Source organism: Pararhodobacter zhoushanensis, assembly GCF_003990445.1.
Classification (GTDB): Bacteria; Pseudomonadota; Alphaproteobacteria; order Rhodobacterales; family Rhodobacteraceae; genus Pararhodobacter; species Pararhodobacter zhoushanensis.
This window is the reverse complement of sequence record NZ_REEZ01000015.1, coordinates 67,082-85,025: the sequence shown is the minus strand read 5'-3', so window position 1 is coordinate 85,025 and position 17,944 is coordinate 67,082. Positions and strand designations below refer to the sequence as shown.

The 17,944-nt window shown below is 64.7% G+C and carries 19 protein-coding genes; 3 read left to right on the top strand and 16 right to left on the bottom strand.

All coding sequences use genetic code 11. The features are described 5' to 3' along the window. Positions 1–22 precede the first annotated feature (22 nt). Positions 23–883 carry a phage BR0599 family protein gene (locus tag EAE28_RS21745; RefSeq protein ID WP_127110251.1) on the bottom strand — a complete coding sequence of 287 codons (861 nt, stop codon included), beginning with the start codon at positions 881–883 and terminating at the stop codon, positions 23–25. A 231-nt stretch (positions 884–1,114) separates the two neighbouring features. Beyond that, on the bottom strand, positions 1,115–1,951 hold the full coding sequence (locus tag EAE28_RS21740; protein WP_127110249.1) for a DUF305 domain-containing protein: 837 nt from the start codon (positions 1,949–1,951) through the stop codon (positions 1,115–1,117). Positions 1,952–2,514: 563 nt separating this feature from the next. On the opposite strand from EAE28_RS21740, the gene EAE28_RS21735 reads away from it, so the two are divergent. Both EAE28_RS21735 and EAE28_RS21730 read left to right on the top strand, forming a co-directional pair. Then, positions 2,515–3,272, top strand: a protein-coding gene (locus tag EAE28_RS21735) for an IS5 family transposase (protein WP_127110247.1) whose coding sequence is annotated in 2 segments (ribosomal slippage) — positions 2,515–2,839 and positions 2,839–3,272 — 759 coding nt in all. Because the reading frame shifts where the segments join, the coding sequence is not laid out codon by codon here. Between the two features lie 112 nt (positions 3,273–3,384). Further along, positions 3,385–4,416 carry an IS110 family RNA-guided transposase gene (locus EAE28_RS21730; protein WP_127110245.1) on the top strand — a complete coding sequence of 344 codons (1,032 nt, stop codon included), beginning with the start codon at positions 3,385–3,387 and terminating at the stop codon, positions 4,414–4,416. 452 nt (positions 4,417–4,868) lie between these two features. Here EAE28_RS21730 and EAE28_RS21725 read toward each other — a convergent pair whose 3' ends face one another. The 7 genes from EAE28_RS21725 to EAE28_RS21695 form a co-directional block, all read right to left on the bottom strand. Then, the gene (locus tag EAE28_RS21725; RefSeq protein ID WP_127110243.1) at positions 4,869–6,068 is read right to left on the bottom strand and encodes a hypothetical protein; all 1,200 of its coding nucleotides are present in this window, start codon (positions 6,066–6,068) and stop codon (positions 4,869–4,871) included. After that, positions 6,061–8,514: a phage tail tape measure protein gene (locus EAE28_RS21720; protein WP_127110241.1), complete on the bottom strand. Its 2,454-nt coding sequence runs from the start codon at positions 8,512–8,514 to the stop codon at positions 6,061–6,063. Before EAE28_RS21720 ends, EAE28_RS21725 begins: the two co-directional genes overlap by 8 nt. Then, positions 8,511–8,663: a DUF7697 family protein gene (locus tag EAE28_RS21715; RefSeq protein WP_425466784.1), complete on the bottom strand. Its 153-nt coding sequence runs from the start codon at positions 8,661–8,663 to the stop codon at positions 8,511–8,513. Before EAE28_RS21715 ends, EAE28_RS21720 begins: the two co-directional genes overlap by 4 nt. An 83-nt stretch (positions 8,664–8,746) precedes the next feature. Then, a complete protein-coding gene (locus EAE28_RS21710) occupies positions 8,747–9,238 on the bottom strand; it encodes a hypothetical protein (protein ID WP_127110237.1) in 492 nt (163 codons plus the stop codon). 2 nt (positions 9,239–9,240) lie between these two features. Beyond that, positions 9,241–10,185 carry a phage tail tube protein gene (locus EAE28_RS21705; RefSeq protein WP_127110235.1) on the bottom strand — a complete coding sequence of 315 codons (945 nt, stop codon included), beginning with the start codon at positions 10,183–10,185 and terminating at the stop codon, positions 9,241–9,243. A 28-nt stretch (positions 10,186–10,213) separates the two neighbouring features. Further along, positions 10,214–10,630, bottom strand: a complete 417-nt coding sequence (locus tag EAE28_RS21700) for an acyl-CoA transferase (RefSeq protein WP_127110233.1) — start codon at positions 10,628–10,630, stop codon at positions 10,214–10,216. Between the two features lie 301 nt (positions 10,631–10,931). Continuing rightward, a complete protein-coding gene (locus tag EAE28_RS21695; protein WP_164736738.1) occupies positions 10,932–11,453 on the bottom strand; it encodes a Crp/Fnr family transcriptional regulator in 522 nt (173 codons plus the stop codon). A gap of 69 nt (positions 11,454–11,522) precedes the next feature. On the opposite strand from EAE28_RS21695, the gene EAE28_RS21690 reads away from it, so the two are divergent. Then, a complete protein-coding gene (locus EAE28_RS21690) occupies positions 11,523–12,110 on the top strand; it encodes a hypothetical protein (RefSeq protein WP_127110229.1) in 588 nt (195 codons plus the stop codon). 94 nt (positions 12,111–12,204) lie between these two features. Here EAE28_RS21690 and EAE28_RS21685 read toward each other — a convergent pair whose 3' ends face one another. From EAE28_RS21685 to EAE28_RS21655, 7 genes are all read right to left on the bottom strand, one after another. Next, positions 12,205–12,837, bottom strand: coding sequence for a DUF6441 family protein (locus EAE28_RS21685; RefSeq protein WP_127110227.1), 633 nt, complete (start codon positions 12,835–12,837; stop codon positions 12,205–12,207). A 5-nt stretch (positions 12,838–12,842) separates the two neighbouring features. Continuing rightward, positions 12,843–13,154 carry a head-tail joining protein gene (locus EAE28_RS21680; protein ID WP_127110225.1) on the bottom strand — a complete coding sequence of 104 codons (312 nt, stop codon included), beginning with the start codon at positions 13,152–13,154 and terminating at the stop codon, positions 12,843–12,845. 12 nt (positions 13,155–13,166) lie between these two features. Further along, the gene (locus EAE28_RS21675; RefSeq protein ID WP_127110223.1) at positions 13,167–14,189 is read right to left on the bottom strand and encodes a major capsid protein; all 1,023 of its coding nucleotides are present in this window, start codon (positions 14,187–14,189) and stop codon (positions 13,167–13,169) included. A gap of 88 nt (positions 14,190–14,277) precedes the next feature. Then, on the bottom strand, positions 14,278–14,658 hold the full coding sequence (locus EAE28_RS21670; protein WP_127110221.1) for a head decoration protein: 381 nt from the start codon (positions 14,656–14,658) through the stop codon (positions 14,278–14,280). Between the two features lie 110 nt (positions 14,659–14,768). Continuing rightward, the gene (locus EAE28_RS21665; RefSeq protein WP_127110219.1) at positions 14,769–16,235 is read right to left on the bottom strand and encodes a S49 family peptidase; all 1,467 of its coding nucleotides are present in this window, start codon (positions 16,233–16,235) and stop codon (positions 14,769–14,771) included. Beyond that, positions 16,235–17,731 carry a phage portal protein gene (locus EAE28_RS21660; protein ID WP_127110217.1) on the bottom strand — a complete coding sequence of 499 codons (1,497 nt, stop codon included), beginning with the start codon at positions 17,729–17,731 and terminating at the stop codon, positions 16,235–16,237. Before EAE28_RS21660 ends, EAE28_RS21665 begins: the two co-directional genes overlap by 1 nt. After that, positions 17,731–17,940, bottom strand: coding sequence for a phage head-tail joining protein (locus EAE28_RS21655; RefSeq protein WP_127110215.1), 210 nt, complete (start codon positions 17,938–17,940; stop codon positions 17,731–17,733). Before EAE28_RS21655 ends, EAE28_RS21660 begins: the two co-directional genes overlap by 1 nt. Positions 17,941–17,944 lie beyond the last annotated feature (4 nt).

The following is a 17,944-nucleotide window of genomic DNA, read 5'->3' as shown; positions in this document are numbered from 1 at the left end:
TTGCCGGGATGCGCTGCGCGCGTCAGAGGATGGAGCCGCCGCCGAAGGGATTGCGGCCCGGGATCTCGGGAAATCCGCCGAAGTTGAGCAGATTGCCGAACTTGGCCGCACAGGTTGCCGCGCGCAGATCGCAACCCGGAGCGATGTCGACGAGTACGGGCAGTGGGTCGCCGGTGACCGGGTCGAGACCTGGTGCAGCCACTGCCGCGGCGATTTCCGGGATCGGTCGCGACAGTATCAGTTGCGCCCCGACATGGTCGATGATGAAGCCCAGTTGCGCGCCAAAGCGCAGCACCCCGCCGCGGTACCAGCCGTCTGGCCGTTCCGCCGCCTCAGTCACGGTCACGGTGCTACCACTCGCGCTCAGTACGGTTCCGGTCTGCCAATGCCCCGCGATGTCCAACCCGCAGCCGCGCCCGTAGAGGGCATGCCGGCAGAGCCGCTGGTACTTCGCCCGCACGCCCGCCCGGCGCAGCGTGCTGAACACGCTTTCGCAGGTCAGCAGGATCCGCTGTCCCTCAACCGACGCGCCGACCACCCGGCCTTTCCAATGCGCAACCGTTTCGCCCAGCACCTGCTCATGGCCTCGGAAGATGGTCAGCGTAACCGGGGTGTTTCCAAGCGGTGCCAGGAACCGTCGCGCGAACAGGTGCGACAGTGACCAGGTCAGTTCCAGCTGCCCGCGCTCGATCTCACTCGTTTGCACGACATCGCCGTGCGCGATGGCTGTGGGCTCCCAGGTGATCTGTGTCCCGCTCACGTCCGTGCTGATCAAGACGGCGGCCCGGCTGGTGAAGCGCCAGATCTGGGCGCCTTCGGCGAATTGGTAGAGAAAGTACGGGCGGCCATCGGCGGTGGAGGATTCGGCGAGGGCGTAGGTCATGGGGGGATTCACGGGTTCACGGGGATATAATGCTCGATGTCAGTCGAACCGTGATGAAATCTTATTATTTTCCGCCAATCTGCCGATCAAGCGTTTGAAATACCGCAATATGCCGAAAGCATTGTGACCGGTGGCATTGGGCGGATCAGCTGCTGGCGAAGGGTTTGGGGACGATGCTTCTCCCGGCAGAAGACTTCCCATGCCGGAAGGTCGCCACTCTCGAAAATGCCGTCAAGCGTCACACGTCCAGAAGCCGCGAAACCGTGCCTCGGGGCCGGGATCGAGACGGAAGGTCAACTCGCTGTCCGACCGCAGGGCGTCTATGGTTGCGACGCTCATCTCGATGCCTTCGACCCCGTAGCGCCCGTCGGCCACCGCGGGAAGCGTCAGCAGGACACCGTTCAGCAAGGTGACCGCAACGGAGCCGTCCCGCGCGGCAATGAGCACAGGCTCTTCGCTGCGAGTGCGCCGGAACGCACAGGTCGCACCCTCAGGCAGCAGACCTTCGGCCTGACCTTGGGTCAGCGGCGCGGGGTCGAGCGTCGACAGCAGTGTGTTCGACAGCGCGTCCTGCAGGCCACCGACACGCGGGGGCGGATCGCGATAGATGTCGGTTGCCATGTTTCCTGACTCAAGATCGGCGATCATTGCCCGCATCTCACTGATCTCCTTGTTCTGGGCGGCTATGATGCCATCGGCCAGTGCCCGCACGCGCGCATCTTCGATGTGCGCGCGCCCAGAGGTCATTATGGCGATCGAGTGATGCGGAATCATTGCCCTTAAGTAACTGAGACCATTCACGGTAGCCTGACTGCGCACCAGCCACAAAGCACCTGCAAAGACCACGACCGAGCCCGTGAAAATTGCGATGTTGATGGTACGACTTGGGTACATCGACGCCATGAAGGCCAACATAACGAAGGCCATAGCGGCGCCCATGACGACGGACATCCACGCCCTCGTCTCGCTGAAAAAGACGTGTTCGACCGCAAAAGTGTTGAGATACATGAGTCCGAACATCACAAGGGTCGAGACCACGATCATCAAGGTGAAGCGTTTGTATGTCATGGTAACCTCCGGTTTGCTTACGAAACAACAACATTCCAGCGCTGGAAGGTTCCCGGAAAAATTCGACTCTGCGCTTCTCAGGGCTGACTTCGGGTTGGTCTGACCGTTTATGCTCGGGCCCAGTCGAGCGGAAGCAATCCAGCACCATGTTGATATCGTCCCTGCGTATGATCCTTGCGGATCATAGCTTTGCGTTCAGACGAGCACATCACTTCAGCTCTAGTGACAAAAAATAGTTTCGACCGGCAACTTCGCGATCTTGGCATGGAGTTCTTTGACTTCTACCTTTTTTGCCTTGTCAGAAAAAAACCCGTTGGGCCGTCAATCGCCTGCCAATTCTATGCCGTCACCTGCGTTGGGTGGATCTTGTGGTTGGCGCAAGCACTTGCACCATCTTGTCTTCACGCAACGCCGCGAGCGCTACAGTGGCTTTGAACTTGACCGAAAAACCGCGTCTCGTGGTCATAGGTGTATCCCGTCAAAAGCGTTGGATAAAGGTAGGCTCCAGACCCATTGATTTCAGGCGTTTGGCGTGATTCAGGCTCCGCAAGGAGACCTGATCGATGAGCAATCTTTACTGGCTGACGGACGCCCAAATGGAGCGCCTGAAGCCGTTCTTTCCCAAGAGCCATGGCAAGCCCCGCGTCGATGATCGTCGCGTCCTCAGCGGCATAATCTTCATCAATCGCAATGGGTTGCGGTGGTGCGACGCGCCGAAGGAATACGGGCCCGCCAAGACCCTTTACAACCGATGGAAACGCTGGAGCGACAATGGCGTCTTCGCCAGGATCATGGTCGGCCTGGCCGCCGAGAGCGCCGAGCACAAGACGATCATGATCGACGCGACCTATCTCAAGGCGCACCGCACGGCATCAAGCCTTGGGGTGAAAAAGGGGGGCGCGGGCGCCAGATCGGGCGCACCAAAGGCGGCATGAACACCAAGTTGCACGCCGTTGCCGATGCCAAGGGGCGCCCGATCAGGTTCTTCATGTCCGCCGGGCCGATCAGTGATTACACCGGCGCGGCGGCGCTGCTGGGCAGTCTGCCGAAGGCAGGGTGGTTGCTGGGAGATCGGGGCTATGATGCCGATTGGTTCAGAGAAGCATTGAAAGACAAGGGGATAAAGGTCTGCATCCCCGGCCGAAAGTCTCGCAAGACGGCGGTCAAATACGACAAGAGGCGCGACAAACGGCGCAACCGCATTGAGATCATGTTCGGGCGGTTGAAGGATTGGAGGCGTGTCGCCACCCGATACGACCGCTGTCCTCAGACCTTCTTCTCTGCCATCCTCCTCGCCGCAATCGTACTGTTCTGGCTATGATCCACAACGAGATGCCGTAACGGGGCCTGCGTCGCGACCCGCCCGTTACCGTTGCAAAATAGAGGGCAAGCTGGCGCCATACCCCTATCAGATCCAAAGGGAGGACTGCGGGATGAAGCTGTTTGTCGGGCTGGATGTGTCGCTGGAGAAGACCGCGATCTGCGTGATCAGCGAGCATGGGAAGATCGTGAAGGAAGCGCAGGTGGCCAGTGAGCCCGAAGCATTGTTGCGCTGGATCGGCGATCAGGATGGCGCGATTGCTGCCATCGGACTTGAGGCTGGCCCCCTGTCGCAGTGGCTGCATCGCGGTTTGTCAGAGGCGGGACAGCCTGTCGTGCTGATGGAAACCCGGCAGGTGAAGGGCGCTCTGAAAGCCATGCCGATCAAGACGGACCGTCGTGATGCTGAAGGTATCGCGCGTCTGTTGCACCTCGGCTGGTTCCGGCCGGTTCATTGCAAATCGATGTCTGCACAAGAGGTCCGCGCTGTGCTCAGCGCTCGTAAGGCCGTGCAACAAGGGTTCATCACGCTGGAAATGTCCCTGCGCGGGCTGTTGCGGAACTTCGGCCTCAAGGTTGGCGCGATATCCCGTGGCCGGTTCGAAGAACGTATCCGCGAACTGGCGGCGGGCAATCCGATGCTGGAAGCTGCAACCGAACCCATGCTCCGCGCGCGTTCCGCGCTGCGGCGGGAACTGGCAGGCCTTGAACGCCATGTCCGCCAACTCGCCCATGAGGATCCCGTCTGTCTGCGCCTCATGTCGATGCCCGGCATTGGCGCGGTCGTGTCACTGACCTATCGATCCGCTGTCGATGACCCGGCCCGGTTCACCTCCTCGAAGAAGGTCGGGCCGTGGGTCGGCCTGACGCCCTCTCGCAACCAGTCGGGCGAGCGCGATATCTCGGGCGGGATCACCAAGGCGGGCGACGTCAACCTTCGGCGCGCGCTGTGTCAGGCTGCCACCGTCATGATGCATCGCGGGCGGGCGACTTGGCTGCGAACATGGGCAGCGAAACTCGCGCGCCGTCGTGGCGCCAAGCGCGCGGTGGTTGCCCTGGCGCGGCGCATCGCCGTGATACTGCACCGGATGTGGAAAGATGACACGGACTTCCGCGTCGATGTTCCGGCGCCTCATGCCAGCTGAAGACACAGATTCCAGACTGCTGCCCGCCTGATCGCGGGCCTTCGAGGTCCCCACGGGACGCGGTTCCGGTGATGCCGTGCTCAGGACTGATGCCGATAGCATCGAGCACGCCAATGAGATGGGCACATCGGAATTGCATTGAACCAGCATCATGTTGGCGGCCATCGCGCCGACCACGGACCGAAGCATGCACCCGGGTCGATCTCAGGCGAAGGCTGCCAAACAGGGAAGCAGATCACTTGTTTAAAGGAGAAAACCGCGGTCCGGCGGCGCATCCCGCATGCGCAAAACCGCTTGACTGGGACGGACCCGTTACCGAAGTCCTGAGCCTAGCGTCCGAGACCTCTGGCAGAAATGTTCCGATCCGGAAATGCAGCCCTTTGTGCCCCGAACCCTCGTAGAACATCGCAGGCATTTCCGCGTCGTGGCTGCAGACAGTGCCGCACCCGCCGTCACTCCCCCACCTCGACCATTGGCAAGGTCAGCTCGCTGGCCACCGCCCCATGCTGGATCTCCACCCGATCCGCGTCCAGCCGCACGCAGGTCAGGAAATGCACTTTGGTCCCATGCGGCACCGCTTCGCCGAGGTTCGAGCTGAGCGTCAACCTGTGCTCGGCACCGTCTTCAGCCGCAGCGATGATCGAGCGAAACCGCAGGCCCCCCGGCATCTCCAGCATTATCCTGCGCCCGACATACGAGGCGATCGGCGCAACCGGTGCGACCGATGCGATCGGTGCGACGCGCATGAGGACCGATCCCGAGGTCATGGCGGCGCGAAGCTGCAACTCGTGGCCCCAAGTCGGCAACCAGAAACTCGCCTGGCGGCCGTGCAGACTGTAGAGCCACCGGCGCAGCGCCCAGCGCGCCGTCGTGCCCTGTGCCTTCAGCGTGATGGCCTCACCGCGCTCGAAGACATCGCGGAGCGGCTCCACCACAACGGGGCCAAAACCGTTGTCGACATACTCGACTGCGCGCCGCAGGCTGGCGGTCAGCGGACGCCGCACAAGGCTCGGATCGGTCTGCACCGGGCGGCCGAGGTAGCTCGGCAATACCGGCGCGGTCAGATCGGGCGCATCCCGCAGCAGGAAACTCGCGGTTACGGTTCCGTCTCCCTGCCGGCGGCGAGCAATCTCGACCGCCGAGGTCAGCACGCCCGCGCGGATCGGTGCAACCGTGATCCGTCCTGCAGCGATCGACAGGCCGGGCAGCGGCAGGCCCGCCAGCGGCAAAATCAACGGCTCCGCCAGCATCAACCGATCCGACTGAACCGTGTCGATCGCCACCGGAACCACCTCGCCCCCATCCAACGCCACGGCCACCAAACCCCCGCCGCGGAAGTCAGACACAGAGGTGTCGAGCAGGATCTCCGTCGCCCCTTGATCCATATCCACCACCGGCTGCACCGCCATGTGCCAGAGAGGCACGTTGCATTCCCCGGCAAACCCAGCCCGCGCCAGTTCCGCGACGCGCGCCATGCCCAGCGCATCCAGCCGATGCCGGACGGTGATAATCTCGCGGGGCAAGGCCCTCAGCGCAATCCGCTGCTCGCCCGCGCGCGCCTGCAGCACGTCGGTGCGCCATTCGAGCACCTCGCTGATCTCTTGCGCTGCAGGGAAGGGCCAGAGCAGCGGCTGACCACCATCGTCAGGCATTGAGCGCACCCCTGTTGCGGCGGATCACATTGAGGATCGCCCGCTCGCCTGAGGGCGTGGCGAGATAGTCCCCGACCACCGAGGGGTCGAGCACATTGATGATCCGGGTCGACGGGGCCGCCGCTGGAGCCGTGGCATCGCCGTTCATCTCAACCCCGAGCCGCCCGCCGCGGCCGCGCCGCAGGGGCAGAATGGCCTCGGGCCCGGCCTCGCCCATCAGCCCGATGCCGCGCGCGAAGGGAAACACCGTCGGCCGGTTGACCACGCCGCCTCGGGCGAAGGCGGTGAGTTGCTGACCGCCCGCAAAGACGCCACCCCGGGCAAAGCCGAAGAGGCTGGCAAAGAAGCCACCGCCCCCGCCACCCCCACCGGACAAAGCGCGCATCAGCGCATTCTCGATCGGCTGGAAGGCCAGCTCGATCAGCCGAGTGGCGAGGTTCTGGGCAATGCGCGAGATGGCGCTGGCAAAGGTTTCCCAGGTGAACTCACCCGACTTCAGCGCGTCCTTGATTGGCCCGAGGATATCCTGCGCGAGGCCCTGGGCGATCTCGCGCGATCGCTCTTGTGCTGCCCCCACTGCCTCGGCGGTAGCCTCCCAGGCGCCCCGCGCTGTGTCAGCCGCCTCGCGCAGGGCCTGACCGGCCCCACGACCGGCACCGCCGGCGCGCCCCGCAGCTTCGCCCGCAGAATCGAGCGTCTGCTCCAACCCTGCTGCTGCAGTTTGCGCCCCGTTCAACCCGGCCTCGGCCTCGACGCCAGAGACGGCGACGGCCTCGCGCAGCGCGGCGATGGATTTAAGCGGGGCAGTGGCCGCCCCAACCACACCGGCCAGGGTCTCACGCAGAGCGTCGGCTTCCGCTCGGGCCTCGCTGACATACTGGCCCAATCCCAAATCGGGCAGCGCAATTGGGTCGGCAGCGAAGGCTGCCTGAAACGCTGCGCGCGCCTCGGTCCCCGCTTGCGCGGCAGAGTCCGCAAACGGATTCTCGACCCGGCCAAGCTCCAGAGTGCCGATGAGCGAGATCCGCCGCTCGATACCCAGGGCCTCGAGACCGGTGTTGATGCCCTCCAGGAACCCGTTGATCCGCTGCCCAACACCGTTGAGCATGGCCTCGACACCCGCGATCAGCGCGTTCGCCGCCTGGAAGGCAAAGTCACCAATGACGCCGGGCAAGGCGCCCCAGAGCACCTGAACCGCGCTGAACGCCCCCTCGAACGTGTTGAGGACGCCATTGCCGAAGTTCACCACGGCTTCCAGAGACGCCTGCAACGCCTCGGCAATCGCGGCCTTGATCCCAGCCCAGCTTGCCATGACCTGCAGACCCATGGCGGTGGCGCCAAGCTGTATCCGCTCCCACACTTCCCGGGCCAAATCGCCGAGAAGCGTGAGCGCATTCCCAAAGCCGCCCGCTCCGCGCACCAACCGCCCGAACCAGAGGATCAGCTCGCCCGCGGCAACGATCAGCCCGACAATCGGCAGGCGCAGCAGCGCGCCGCGCAACACGACCAGTGCCATGGCCAGCCCGCGCACCGAAACCGCCGCGGCCAGTTTCGCCGCGACAAACCGCCCAGCCATCAGGGTGGCGATCCCCGTCGCATAGGCGCTCAGCCGTCCGAGGTTCTCAAAAAGCCCCCGGATCGCGATGCCCAACGGCCCGGTGGTCCGCGCCACTGTTGCCATGGCATTGGCCACAGCTTCCAGCGCGGGGGCGGCAGCGACGGCCAGCTGGTTCGACAGACCCCGCCAGATCAGCCCCAGCCGTGAGATCGCGTCATTGGTCCGCTCGATCTGCTCGGCATCCTGCTCGGAGACCACGACGCCGAAGTCTCGCACATCCTGCGTCGCCTGGCGCAGCGTGGCGGTATCGATCCGCGCCATAGCGATCGAGCCTTCCTCGCCGAAGAGCTGACCGGCGACGGCCGCGCGCTCGGCGACCGGCACAAACTCCGCAATAGCCGCATTAATCGCGCCGACGCGCTCATCGAGCGGCAGGGCCATCAATCCGCTGGCCGTGAGGCCAAGCCGCTCCAGCGCATCAGCCGCGGGTCCTGTCCCAGCCGCGGCCTGGCTCAGCCGCCGGGTCAGATCCTTCGTCGCCTGTTCGATACCGGACATCGACACGCCTGCCAGTTCGCCGGCGCGCTCCAGCGTCTGGATGGAGGCAACCGTGGTGCCGAGCGACTGGGCGAGCTTTGCCTGCGCATCGACGGTTTGAAGTCCGGAGCGGATCATCGCCCCGCCGGTCGCTGCGGCAGCGGCGACGGCCGCAGCCGCCACCAACCGCACGCGCCGCGAGAAGGCGGCCAGCCGGGCGTTGGCGGATTCCATCTCGCGCCCCAGACGACCAAAGCCGCGCGAGCCGGCCTCGCCGACGCCTTCCAGCTCCGCGCGAACCTGGCGCCCGCCGACGGCAGAGAGGCGGACGGAAACGCGTTTCTCGCTCATCGGTCAGAATCCCTGCTGTCTTCCATTTGTTCGTTGAGTTTGCGCGCCATCACCGCTTCAAGAACGGGGAGGAATTCGGCGGCGGCACGGCGATCAACGCCCAGCGCTTCGGCCATGGCGAGGGCTGCATTCATATCCCACCCCAGCACCACCCCGGGCAGAGCGCGGATCTGACCCCCGAGGCGGTCAGCCAGATCCCAGACCTGCCAGCCTTCCCAGGTCTGGGGGGCGTTCAGGATTTGCGGGCAGTCTTTGCACGTGGCGCCGCGGGGCTCGCAGCCCTCGCAGGGCCCGCCGCCCTCGCATGGTTCGCAGGGCTGACAGGCGGCGCAATAGCGATCGCCCCCGCCGTAGACCCAGTCGGCGAGGGCGCGGAGGCGTTTTTTTCTGCGTCCAGCTCCAGCCCCTTGGCGACATAGGCCAGCTGGAAACGCTCGAAGATCGGCCAGATGTCGAGAAGAGCAGCAATCCCCTCCGGGCTCACAGGTACCGGCACGCCTTCCGCGTCACCCACACCTTCCCAGTCGGTGATCGCGCGCTCGGCCAGTGCCTTGCCAAAGATCACCGCGATCTCGTCGTCGCTGGTGCCCTCGGGCAGGGTGCGCACAGCGGGGTCGCTGCGACTGGCGACCATCAGCGCGGTGGTTAGGGGCTCGACACGGACGCGCACGCCGAGGCCAAGATCGAGCCACCCGGGCTCGCGGGCGAGGTTAAGACGCAGCATGCTCAGTATTCCTCAACAGAGTTGATGAGAGTGACGGTGGCCATCCGGCCCAGCGTAGCGTCGCGCGCGGCCTGCCAGTCGAAGGTGGCTTGCACGCCCTGTGGCCCGGAGATCTCGATGCGCGGGCGGGGCAGGTAAACCGCGTGGGCGGTGAGCGTCAGGCTGTCGCCGGAGGGCAGGATGTAGCCAAAGGTCAACTCGCAGGGATCGCCGCTGATCGCCTGGTCGACCAGCACCTGGTCGGCAAAGCGCACTTCAATCCGACCGGTAAGAGCAGCAATCGAGGGGTCCGCGCCGTCGATGCGCCCGTCCGAACGGATGGTCTCCACCCGGTCAAGACTGTTGGCATAGGTGATCTCGGCCGACACGATGTTGCCGAGGGGGTTGCCGTCGCGGGTGATCGCGCCGTTGAAATGCCCGAACCGCTGCAGGCCGAGATCGGCCAGCGTGCCCGCGGCAGAACTTGTTGCTACGCTCTCGCCCTGCGCGACCAGGCTTGCCGTTGCGGTCAGCAGGCCAGAGCGCTGCATCTGCCAGCTGAGCGTGTCGAGCACGCAGCCAGAATAGAGCGCATAGCGTGGCACCTCGGGCATGCCGGTCTCGATCGACAGGGACGGCAGGGTCCAGCCGCCGGTGCGGAACTCGTGGGTGAAGGGCCCCGGTGCGATGCCTGTGGTGGCCGGCTGCCCGAACGCCGCCTTCAACCAGAAGCCAAAGGCCTGGGCGTCGATGGGCACGACGACGTTGCCATCGACCGTCACCGCATCCTTGATCGGCGGAAGCGGGTCGCGGCCGTAACCCAGCAACTCGCTGTTCAGCAGCGGCTGCTCGGCCCCCAGCGTCGCACTGGCAAACGGCATCCGTGTAAAGCCGCTCACCGGCGGGGTGCCATAGGTCGTCTCGAACGCAAGCGCCATCTGCGCCCGCGCCCCCTGGGCTCGTGCCATTGGAATTTCCTCAGTTCGTTGGAGCGTGTCAGGCCAGCGGATCGGCCGTGGAATAATGGAGCAAGACCGGGATCACGGCAGCCTTGAGGGCCGCCGCGCCCTCGACGGGCAGATCGACCGGGCGGGGTGCTTCCGCCTCGACCCAGTCGCACAGGCCACCCAGCGTGCGGTCGGCCGAGAGAGCCACGCCGATGCCCGCGCAAAGTGTGCTGAAGGCCGCGTCGCGCGCAGCACCCTGCACGACCGCCTCGATCTCGGCGCGGTGCTGGTAGTGATACCGCAAGGGCGAAAGCGTCACGCCGGGATCGCCCGGATCGCCATCGCGCAGGATCAGAAGACCGGCGGGTGGGACACGCTCGGGCAGGATATCGCCGCGCAGGACGGTGGCGGACGACGCCTGTAGCAGGGCGTGCAGCGCGGTCAGTATGGTTTCGCGGGAGGGCATTGTCTGTTCCAACAGGGAGGGGCTGGCCGAGGTTACGGGAGTATTTTTGCCCGTTCGTCATGCTGCGGCCTGCTGCACCGCTCGCGCTCCGATACGCTGAACCGGCAACCTGAGAGGTTTTGCCAAGGATTCTGACCGAGCAGACTTGGTGACATTGGTCGCGCAGTCAGGAACGACTGTTCTTGACCACGATGTTAAAGGTAGGGGTTATTATCCGAGGACAGCCATTGAAGAAAAACGCAGCGACGGCCGGCTCAGAGCCCAAACCCACCGACTTGATGTGTCGAAGCGATTTCTGACTTTAGTGCTTTCGCCGAAGAGCAAGCTCTCGATATAGCGCAGGTTGCGAAACTCCAATCGCGTTTGCGACCCGAATCCATTCGCCCTTCGCTGGCTCACTGTAAAGGTCTAGCCATGCGTCCAGCCTGTCTGCCACGCGACGCAGCCGCAGTATTTCGATACGTGCCCTTTGGCTCTGAATCTCGCGGGCATTGGCATTGATCAGAGCAAGAGCTGAATCTGGCGATTCTCGGAGTGACGCTAGGAAAGCCGAGCGGGGCATGCATGCGATGACAGCCCGTTCCCGGACGACCGCATCGCAGTGGTAGGCGTCCGCGAATATCGAGGCTTCCGCAAGCATCATGCCAGCTGATGCAATATGCAGCGTCAGCGTGGTGCCGTCTGCCAACGGTCGCTCCAAGGCAATCTGTCCTGACCGCACAAGATAAATTGACCGCACGGGATCTTCTCGCCGGAACAGTGTTGCGCCTTCATCAATGCTGCGCACCGGGGCGCCATCAAAGGATTGCTGCCAACTCGACATGATAGAAATCATACTTGGTTTTGTTGGCAGGTCATAGGGTCAACCTGAAAACACATTTCGGAGATTCCAATGCGATTTGAGACTGCCATTGCCCTGACCATTCTTGTTGGCACAGCCACCACTGGCTTTGCTCAGACGAGCCAGATGGGTCACTCGCCTACAATGGATCACAACGCGCATATGCAGAGCGCGACACCGGGCGGCTCGGTGCTGACCGAACCGGGGCAGGGTGCGTTCGCCGCTTTGTCCGAGATCGTGAGCGTTCTTGAAGCCGATCCCCAGACTGACTGGTCACGGGTCGATCTGGGCGCCTTGCGCTATCATCTGGTCGATATGGATCGCCTGATTAGCGGCACGGTGGTGGAAGAAACCGAATTGCAAGACGGCCTTCGCGCCGTCGCCACCGGTGACCCGGATACACTGGCGACCCTTCACCGGATGGTGCCTGCCCATGCGGCACAACTGGCAACTGATAGCCGTTGGATCGTCGCTGTTTCCGAGGACGATGTGAGCGTTACGCTGAGCGTCACAAGTGAAGATTCCTCCGTCGCAGCGCGGATTCAGGGACTGGGCTTTTTCGGTCTGATGGCGAGCCAAGATCATCACCGAGCACATCATATGATGATAGCACGCGGAGAAGATCCCCACCGCCCCTAGTAAGGCCCTGAACGCGACCGAACCGCGCGATGATCGAAAGCCGACCTTATAGCGAAAAGAGGCAAACTGCCGCAACAGACTGCGCCGTTGTTTTTCAACCCAGCCGCCCCTCCACCCACCTCGCCACGATCAACCCCGGCACGGCCTCATGCGCCCTCGCGGCCTCCCTCGCAAGATCCAGCCGCTTGCTCAGCTTGACCTGCGGTACCAGCAGGAAGATCGGCACGGTGGTCAGCCCGCGCCCGGTCTTTGACCGCGACGCCACGGCGCGGCCCTTGGTGTTCAGCCGTCCTTCGGCCACCAGCAGACTTGGCCCCGTCCGCCGATAGATAAAGCGCAGGCGCAGCCCGGTGCGGCGCTCCCATTCTCCGGGCGTGATCCGACCCCCACGGCTGGACTTGCCCGCCGCAGGGGTCGGAATCGCCAGCCAGAACCCGGTCCTGGAACGGATTAGCGGGCCGGTGTCGTGCGCGCCGATGATCACCGGGGCTTTGGACCAGACGAGGGCCGCTGCCTCGAGGCTGTCACCTGATCTCGGGAAGGTCTGGTTGCGGATCGAGTTGCCAAGGCGCTGGCCCAGACCCGCGCCGGTGATCTGCGTTCGCCACGCGCCCTTGAGCCCGCTACCCGCCTCGCGCATCGCGACGGTCACGGCGCGCTCGCCCGCCGCCACCTCGGCCGCCATCATGGCGACAATGTCAGGGTCGATGTCGAGCTTCAGTCTCATCACCATTACGCCGGCCTCAGATCTACCGTCCAGACCAGCCGCTCGCGATCGCGCACCGGCTCGCCCTGGATCAGAAACCCCTCGCCATCGATCTCTATTCGATCGCCGGGGCGCGGGTTCGGAACCTCGGCCACACGCAGGTCCACCCGGGTCGTTTCCGACCAGAGCCGCGCCTCGCCAAAGCCGGTGATCTCATCCGCGCGGCGCATGACGACGCGGACGAGGACCGGCGCTCCGCCCTCCGCGATGTAGACCGCGTCACGCGCGATATTGGGATCGGCGAAGAGATTGTCGATCACGGCGACAAAGACGGACATCATCGGTTACCGTCAGTTCGAGCTGTGCAGACGGATCGCCAGCCGCGGGCGTTTGTTGACCGGCAGGATCGAAGCCTCGGTCATCAGATCGATCCAGCGGCCCTTGGCGTCGATCATCTGGCGGGCATAGAGCGGCAGGCCGATGGTATTGGCGGTTTCCAGCAGGTTTGCCGGCCCACCATAGGTGGTGAAGGTATCAAACGTGCCCATCGGGAAAGCGATGCCCTCGCCGTTCGGGATCAGCCGTTCCGAGGTGCCGTTTGAGAGCGTGACCGAGCCGTTGTATTCCTCGAACAGGATGCCCGCGAAGGGGAAGGCGCGGCGCATGTCGTCGCGCAGCGGCTGGCCGCCAGTGGCCGAGAAGAACTTGTAGGCGTCCTCGGTCTTGGGGTGGCTGATCAGCTTGTCGAAGAACTCGGAGCTGACCAGGGCATGAGCCGTGGTCATCGTCTCGCCCATGAGGTTGTCCTCGATCGCGCGCAGTGTCGTGCGAACTTTGCCCTGGACGTTGGTGGTCGCGGTGCCAAAGACAAAGTCGACTTCGATCTGCGCCAGCCCGAACTCTGTGAAGTAGTTGTAAAGCGTGGTGCCCGCGCCGTCCTTCACGATGCCGCGCAGCGCGTTCATCTCCATGTACTCGCGGGTCTGGGCATGCTTGCGGCGCATCAGCGTGAGCTTGCGGTTCATCACCTCGACCAGCGGGTCGGCGGCGTCGGACACGCCCAGCGCCGGCATGCCCTGAATATCGGCGGGCAGGATCACGTCATCATGCGGGATCCAGGGCAGCGCGAAGCTGCGCATGGAGCGGGCCTCACGATTGCCGACAGTCGCAGGAGCACCGAGCGGCACCGAGGGCAGCAGGCTCAGCACGCCTTCGCGCTGCTCGATGACGATGGACCGCTGGGAAACCCCCTCGAAGCGAAAGAGGCCAAGCTGGCCGAGGCGCGTATAGAGGTTGGGCAGGATGTTGATGGCCTGCGTCATCTCGGCAAGCGAATAGCCGCCCGCGTCGAACGGGTTGCGGGTGATGGTCATGGGGAACTCCGGGGAAAGTGGGAAGTCAGAAGGACGTCGAGCGGGTAGACCTGACGCTGATCACCGCTGTCTGCGTCGTGAGAACCGCTCAGGCGGTGTCGCGCGGGATGATGCCCAGCGCGGTCAATTGCCCGACCTTCACCGCGATCTTGGCCGGGTCATCGACACTGGAATCAAAAGCCAAGGCCGCGCGCGAGACGATGGCGGGGCCTCGAGCCAGCAGGAGGCCGATGGCATCGCTGAGCGTGGCGTCGACGGCATAGAGCAGGACGCCCAGCGCGGTTTCGGAACCGTCCGATCCGGTCTCAGGGGAGAGGGTGTATTTGCCGCTTGCGGTGATGCGGCCGAGCACCGAACCGACGGAATAGGCGGTGCCGGCCAGCAGGGTGACGGTCTCTCGGGTGTAGTTCGGGTTGACCTCATATTTGAGGACATCGCCCATCATGGCGGGCTGGGTCAGGACGGTCATGGTGGGAGTTCCGTGTGCAAAGGGGTGCAAAGGGACAGCCCCCGCCAGGCGCACCGCGGCGGGGGATCAGTCAGGCTATCGGTCGTTGAGGCGCGGTGACGCCGTAGCCGTCAGCCGCGGGCGCCGGTTGCAGCAGCGCGCTTCGCAGCCGCGACGATCGGGCTCTCCTTCGATTGGGGCCGGATCGGTGAGGGTGCGGCAGCAATCACGTCGCGAGCATCTGCAACTGCACTGGCGCGCTCGAGGACGAGGCGGCGCAGCGCTTCGGGCATCGTGCCGTCGCGGAGCGCTTTGGCCGCGTCGATGGCGATCCCGAGCCGTCCGGCCTGCGCCGCAATCTCGGCGATCTCCGCCGCCGCCTCGCGAACCTGCGCGGAGATCTCCGCCAGATTGCCTGGCTGTGCAGCACCCGGGACAGGCGCTGCAGATGCGGCCGCGGGCGATGGTGGTTGTACGGTTGTTGCTGTCACGGTGTCCGGTGCATCATCATCAGCGGTCTGCCCAGCACCTTCAGCGTCAGATGCGCTATCACGCTCCCCATCATCGATTGCATCCTGCATACCGCCATCCTGATCTTGGTGCGTCGTCATCTGTGGTTTCTCCGTTGGGTGAGGTGTGCTGCTGGATTGGGGCAGTGCGGCACGATGGCCGCGCAGGGGTGAAGCACCACCAGCATCCGCAACCAGCTGCCGAAACGCCGCGAAGCCGCGCGCCAGATCGGTGACCTCGTCAGCGAGCCCCGCAGCGACGGCATCAGCCCCGCGGTAGGTCGCGGCCTCCGTTGCCATGGCGGCGTCCTGGCTAAGCCGACCGGTGCGACCGGCGGCCACGGTCTCTGCGAAGAGAAACCGCAGCACATCGATCTCGCGCTGGATATCGTCGCGCACGGCTTCGGGCAGGGGCGCGTAAGGATTGCCATCAACCTTGTGGCGGCCGGAGTGGATCAGCGTCACGCGCGCACCCTCCTGATCAAGCTGGCCGCTCAGATCGGCGTGCATCACCACGACCCCTATGCTGCCCACCGCTCCGGTGCGGGGCAGCACAATGCGGTCCGCCTGGGAGGCCAGCGCGTAACCCGCCGAGAAGGCGTGCTCCGCGACGAACGCCCAGACCGGCTTGGCGCGCCGCAGCGCGCGTATGCGATCGGCAAGATCGAACACGCCCGCGACCTCACCGCCGAAACTGTCGATCTCCAGGGCGACGGCGCGCACCGACGGATCGCTGGCCGCTGCCTCGATCTGAGCGGCGATCCCTTCGTAGCTGGTCTGGCCCGAGGAATTTCCGATCCAGCCGCCGCGATGGATCAGCACGCCGGAGATCTCGATCACCGCGATCCCGTTCACGACCGGGAAGGGTACGTCGCCGTGCCGTTGAAGGCTCTCAGCAAGCCCGCCAGCCAGGATGCTGGCGCGGGCAGGCGGGACGACGGCGCTTGGCGACAAAATATCTCCATCTGCGATCTCGACCTGCCGGCCGAGAATGCGCGGCCCGAGACCTGAGAGGAAGGCCATGGCCTTGGACGGCTCAACCAGCAGCGGCGTGTTGAAGGCGCGCGCGGCAATGCGGGCGTGGAGCATTACGGTTGGTCCTCTTCCTCGCGCGGCCTGTCGTCTGCGCCGTCGGTTTCATCTGGCTTTTCAGGCTCTTCGCCCTCTGCCGGCACAGCCTGCACGCCCTGGGCAGGCGAACCGGGCCGGCGGAAGTCCAGGCCGAGTTGTCGTTCACGGGTCCGTTCCGCGGCAATCTCGCGGTCGACCTGTTCCGCGTCATAGCCGCGCTCAGCGATGGCCTGCGTGCGGGATTTGAGCCCCGCCTCGATCTGGGCAATCTCAGCATTGGCGTCTTTCAACGGATCAACCCAGTCCCACTTCGTCGGCAGCCAGTCGGCGGTCAGGAGCTGCCTGCGATCCGCCTCATAGCGCGGCAAGGACAATGCGCCCGACAGCACGGCGGCATCCATCCAGCGCGCATAGACCGGCCGGCAGAGCTGCCAGACCATGACGGCATGCTGCCAGGCCGAGACCCGGCGGCGGAACTCGATCAGGGCCAGGCGCGAGTTCGAGAAGTTCCCCTTCACCATGTCATTGGCGAGATAGGGATAGGGAATGCCGAGTGCGGCAGAGATTTGCAGCAGGGTTCGGTATTGGAACGGCTCATACGTCCCGCCACTGTCGGCGGGCTGACCCACGGTGACATCCTCGCCGGGATCAAGGCGAACGATCTGACCGGGGCTGATTTCTACACCGGCGGAGCCGTCCTCGTCGTCTGCGGGGGCGAGGGGGTTCTCCGGTGCGGGCGAGGTCACGAACATCGCGTACATTGCCGCCACTTTCTTGCGGTCGAGCTCGGCGTCGTCATACTGATCGAGCAGGAACAGCTTCACGATGGCGGGTGCCAGCTTTGAGACCCCGCGCAGCTGACCGCCCTCAACCGGGTCGATCACATGGATCACCTCGGTCGCCGGCACCCGGACGATGTCACCGGCGAGCCCCGGATCGGTGCTGTCACCGGGATGACGGCGCAGGAAGTGATAGGCCACGCGCCGTCCAATCCGGTCGAACTCGATCCCCTGGCGGATCGCATTGCCATTGGCTGCAACACCGGTCTGTTCCAGCGGCAGCATTTCCGCGGGCAACATCTGCAATTGCAGCGGCACGGTCAGCCCGTCGCCTGCGCGCCGCATCCTGATCCGAAAGAACACCTCGCCAGCGATGAACACCTCACGCGCGGCGCGGCGCTGCAGTCCGTAGAAATCCGTGAGCCCCTCGGCATCGGCCTCGTCGGTCCAAGCGAGCCACAGGCGCTGCAACTCCTCCTTGCGGGTCGCATCCCCGATCTTCGAGATCGGCTTGATCCCGTCGCCGACGGTATTGGCGGCCCAGCTCTCGACGGCGTTCACCGCATAGCCATTGTTGCGCACGAGCCAGCGGGCGCGGGCGGTGATGTCGGGACCTGACGCCGCAATCAGCGCGTTGACATGGGCACGCGTGGCGCGGAAGCCGCGCAGGCGACGGTGATGCTGGCCTGCATCAAACCCACCGATGAAGGCGCCGAGGCGCTGCCGCCAGCTCATCACAGATCCTTCACGGCGAAGGGGCGAAGGATGCGCCCTGTGCCGCGCTCCAGCCTGGCGATCCGACGTTCGATGTCCGCGATCGCGGCGGCCAGTTCCACGTCCGAGCCATAGGTCACCGTTTTGCCGTCATAGCTCACAGAGCGCGTGCCGCTGTAGCGCGCGGCCAGCAGGGCGCTGTGGCGGGATTTGAGCTCATCAAGGGTCATCGGG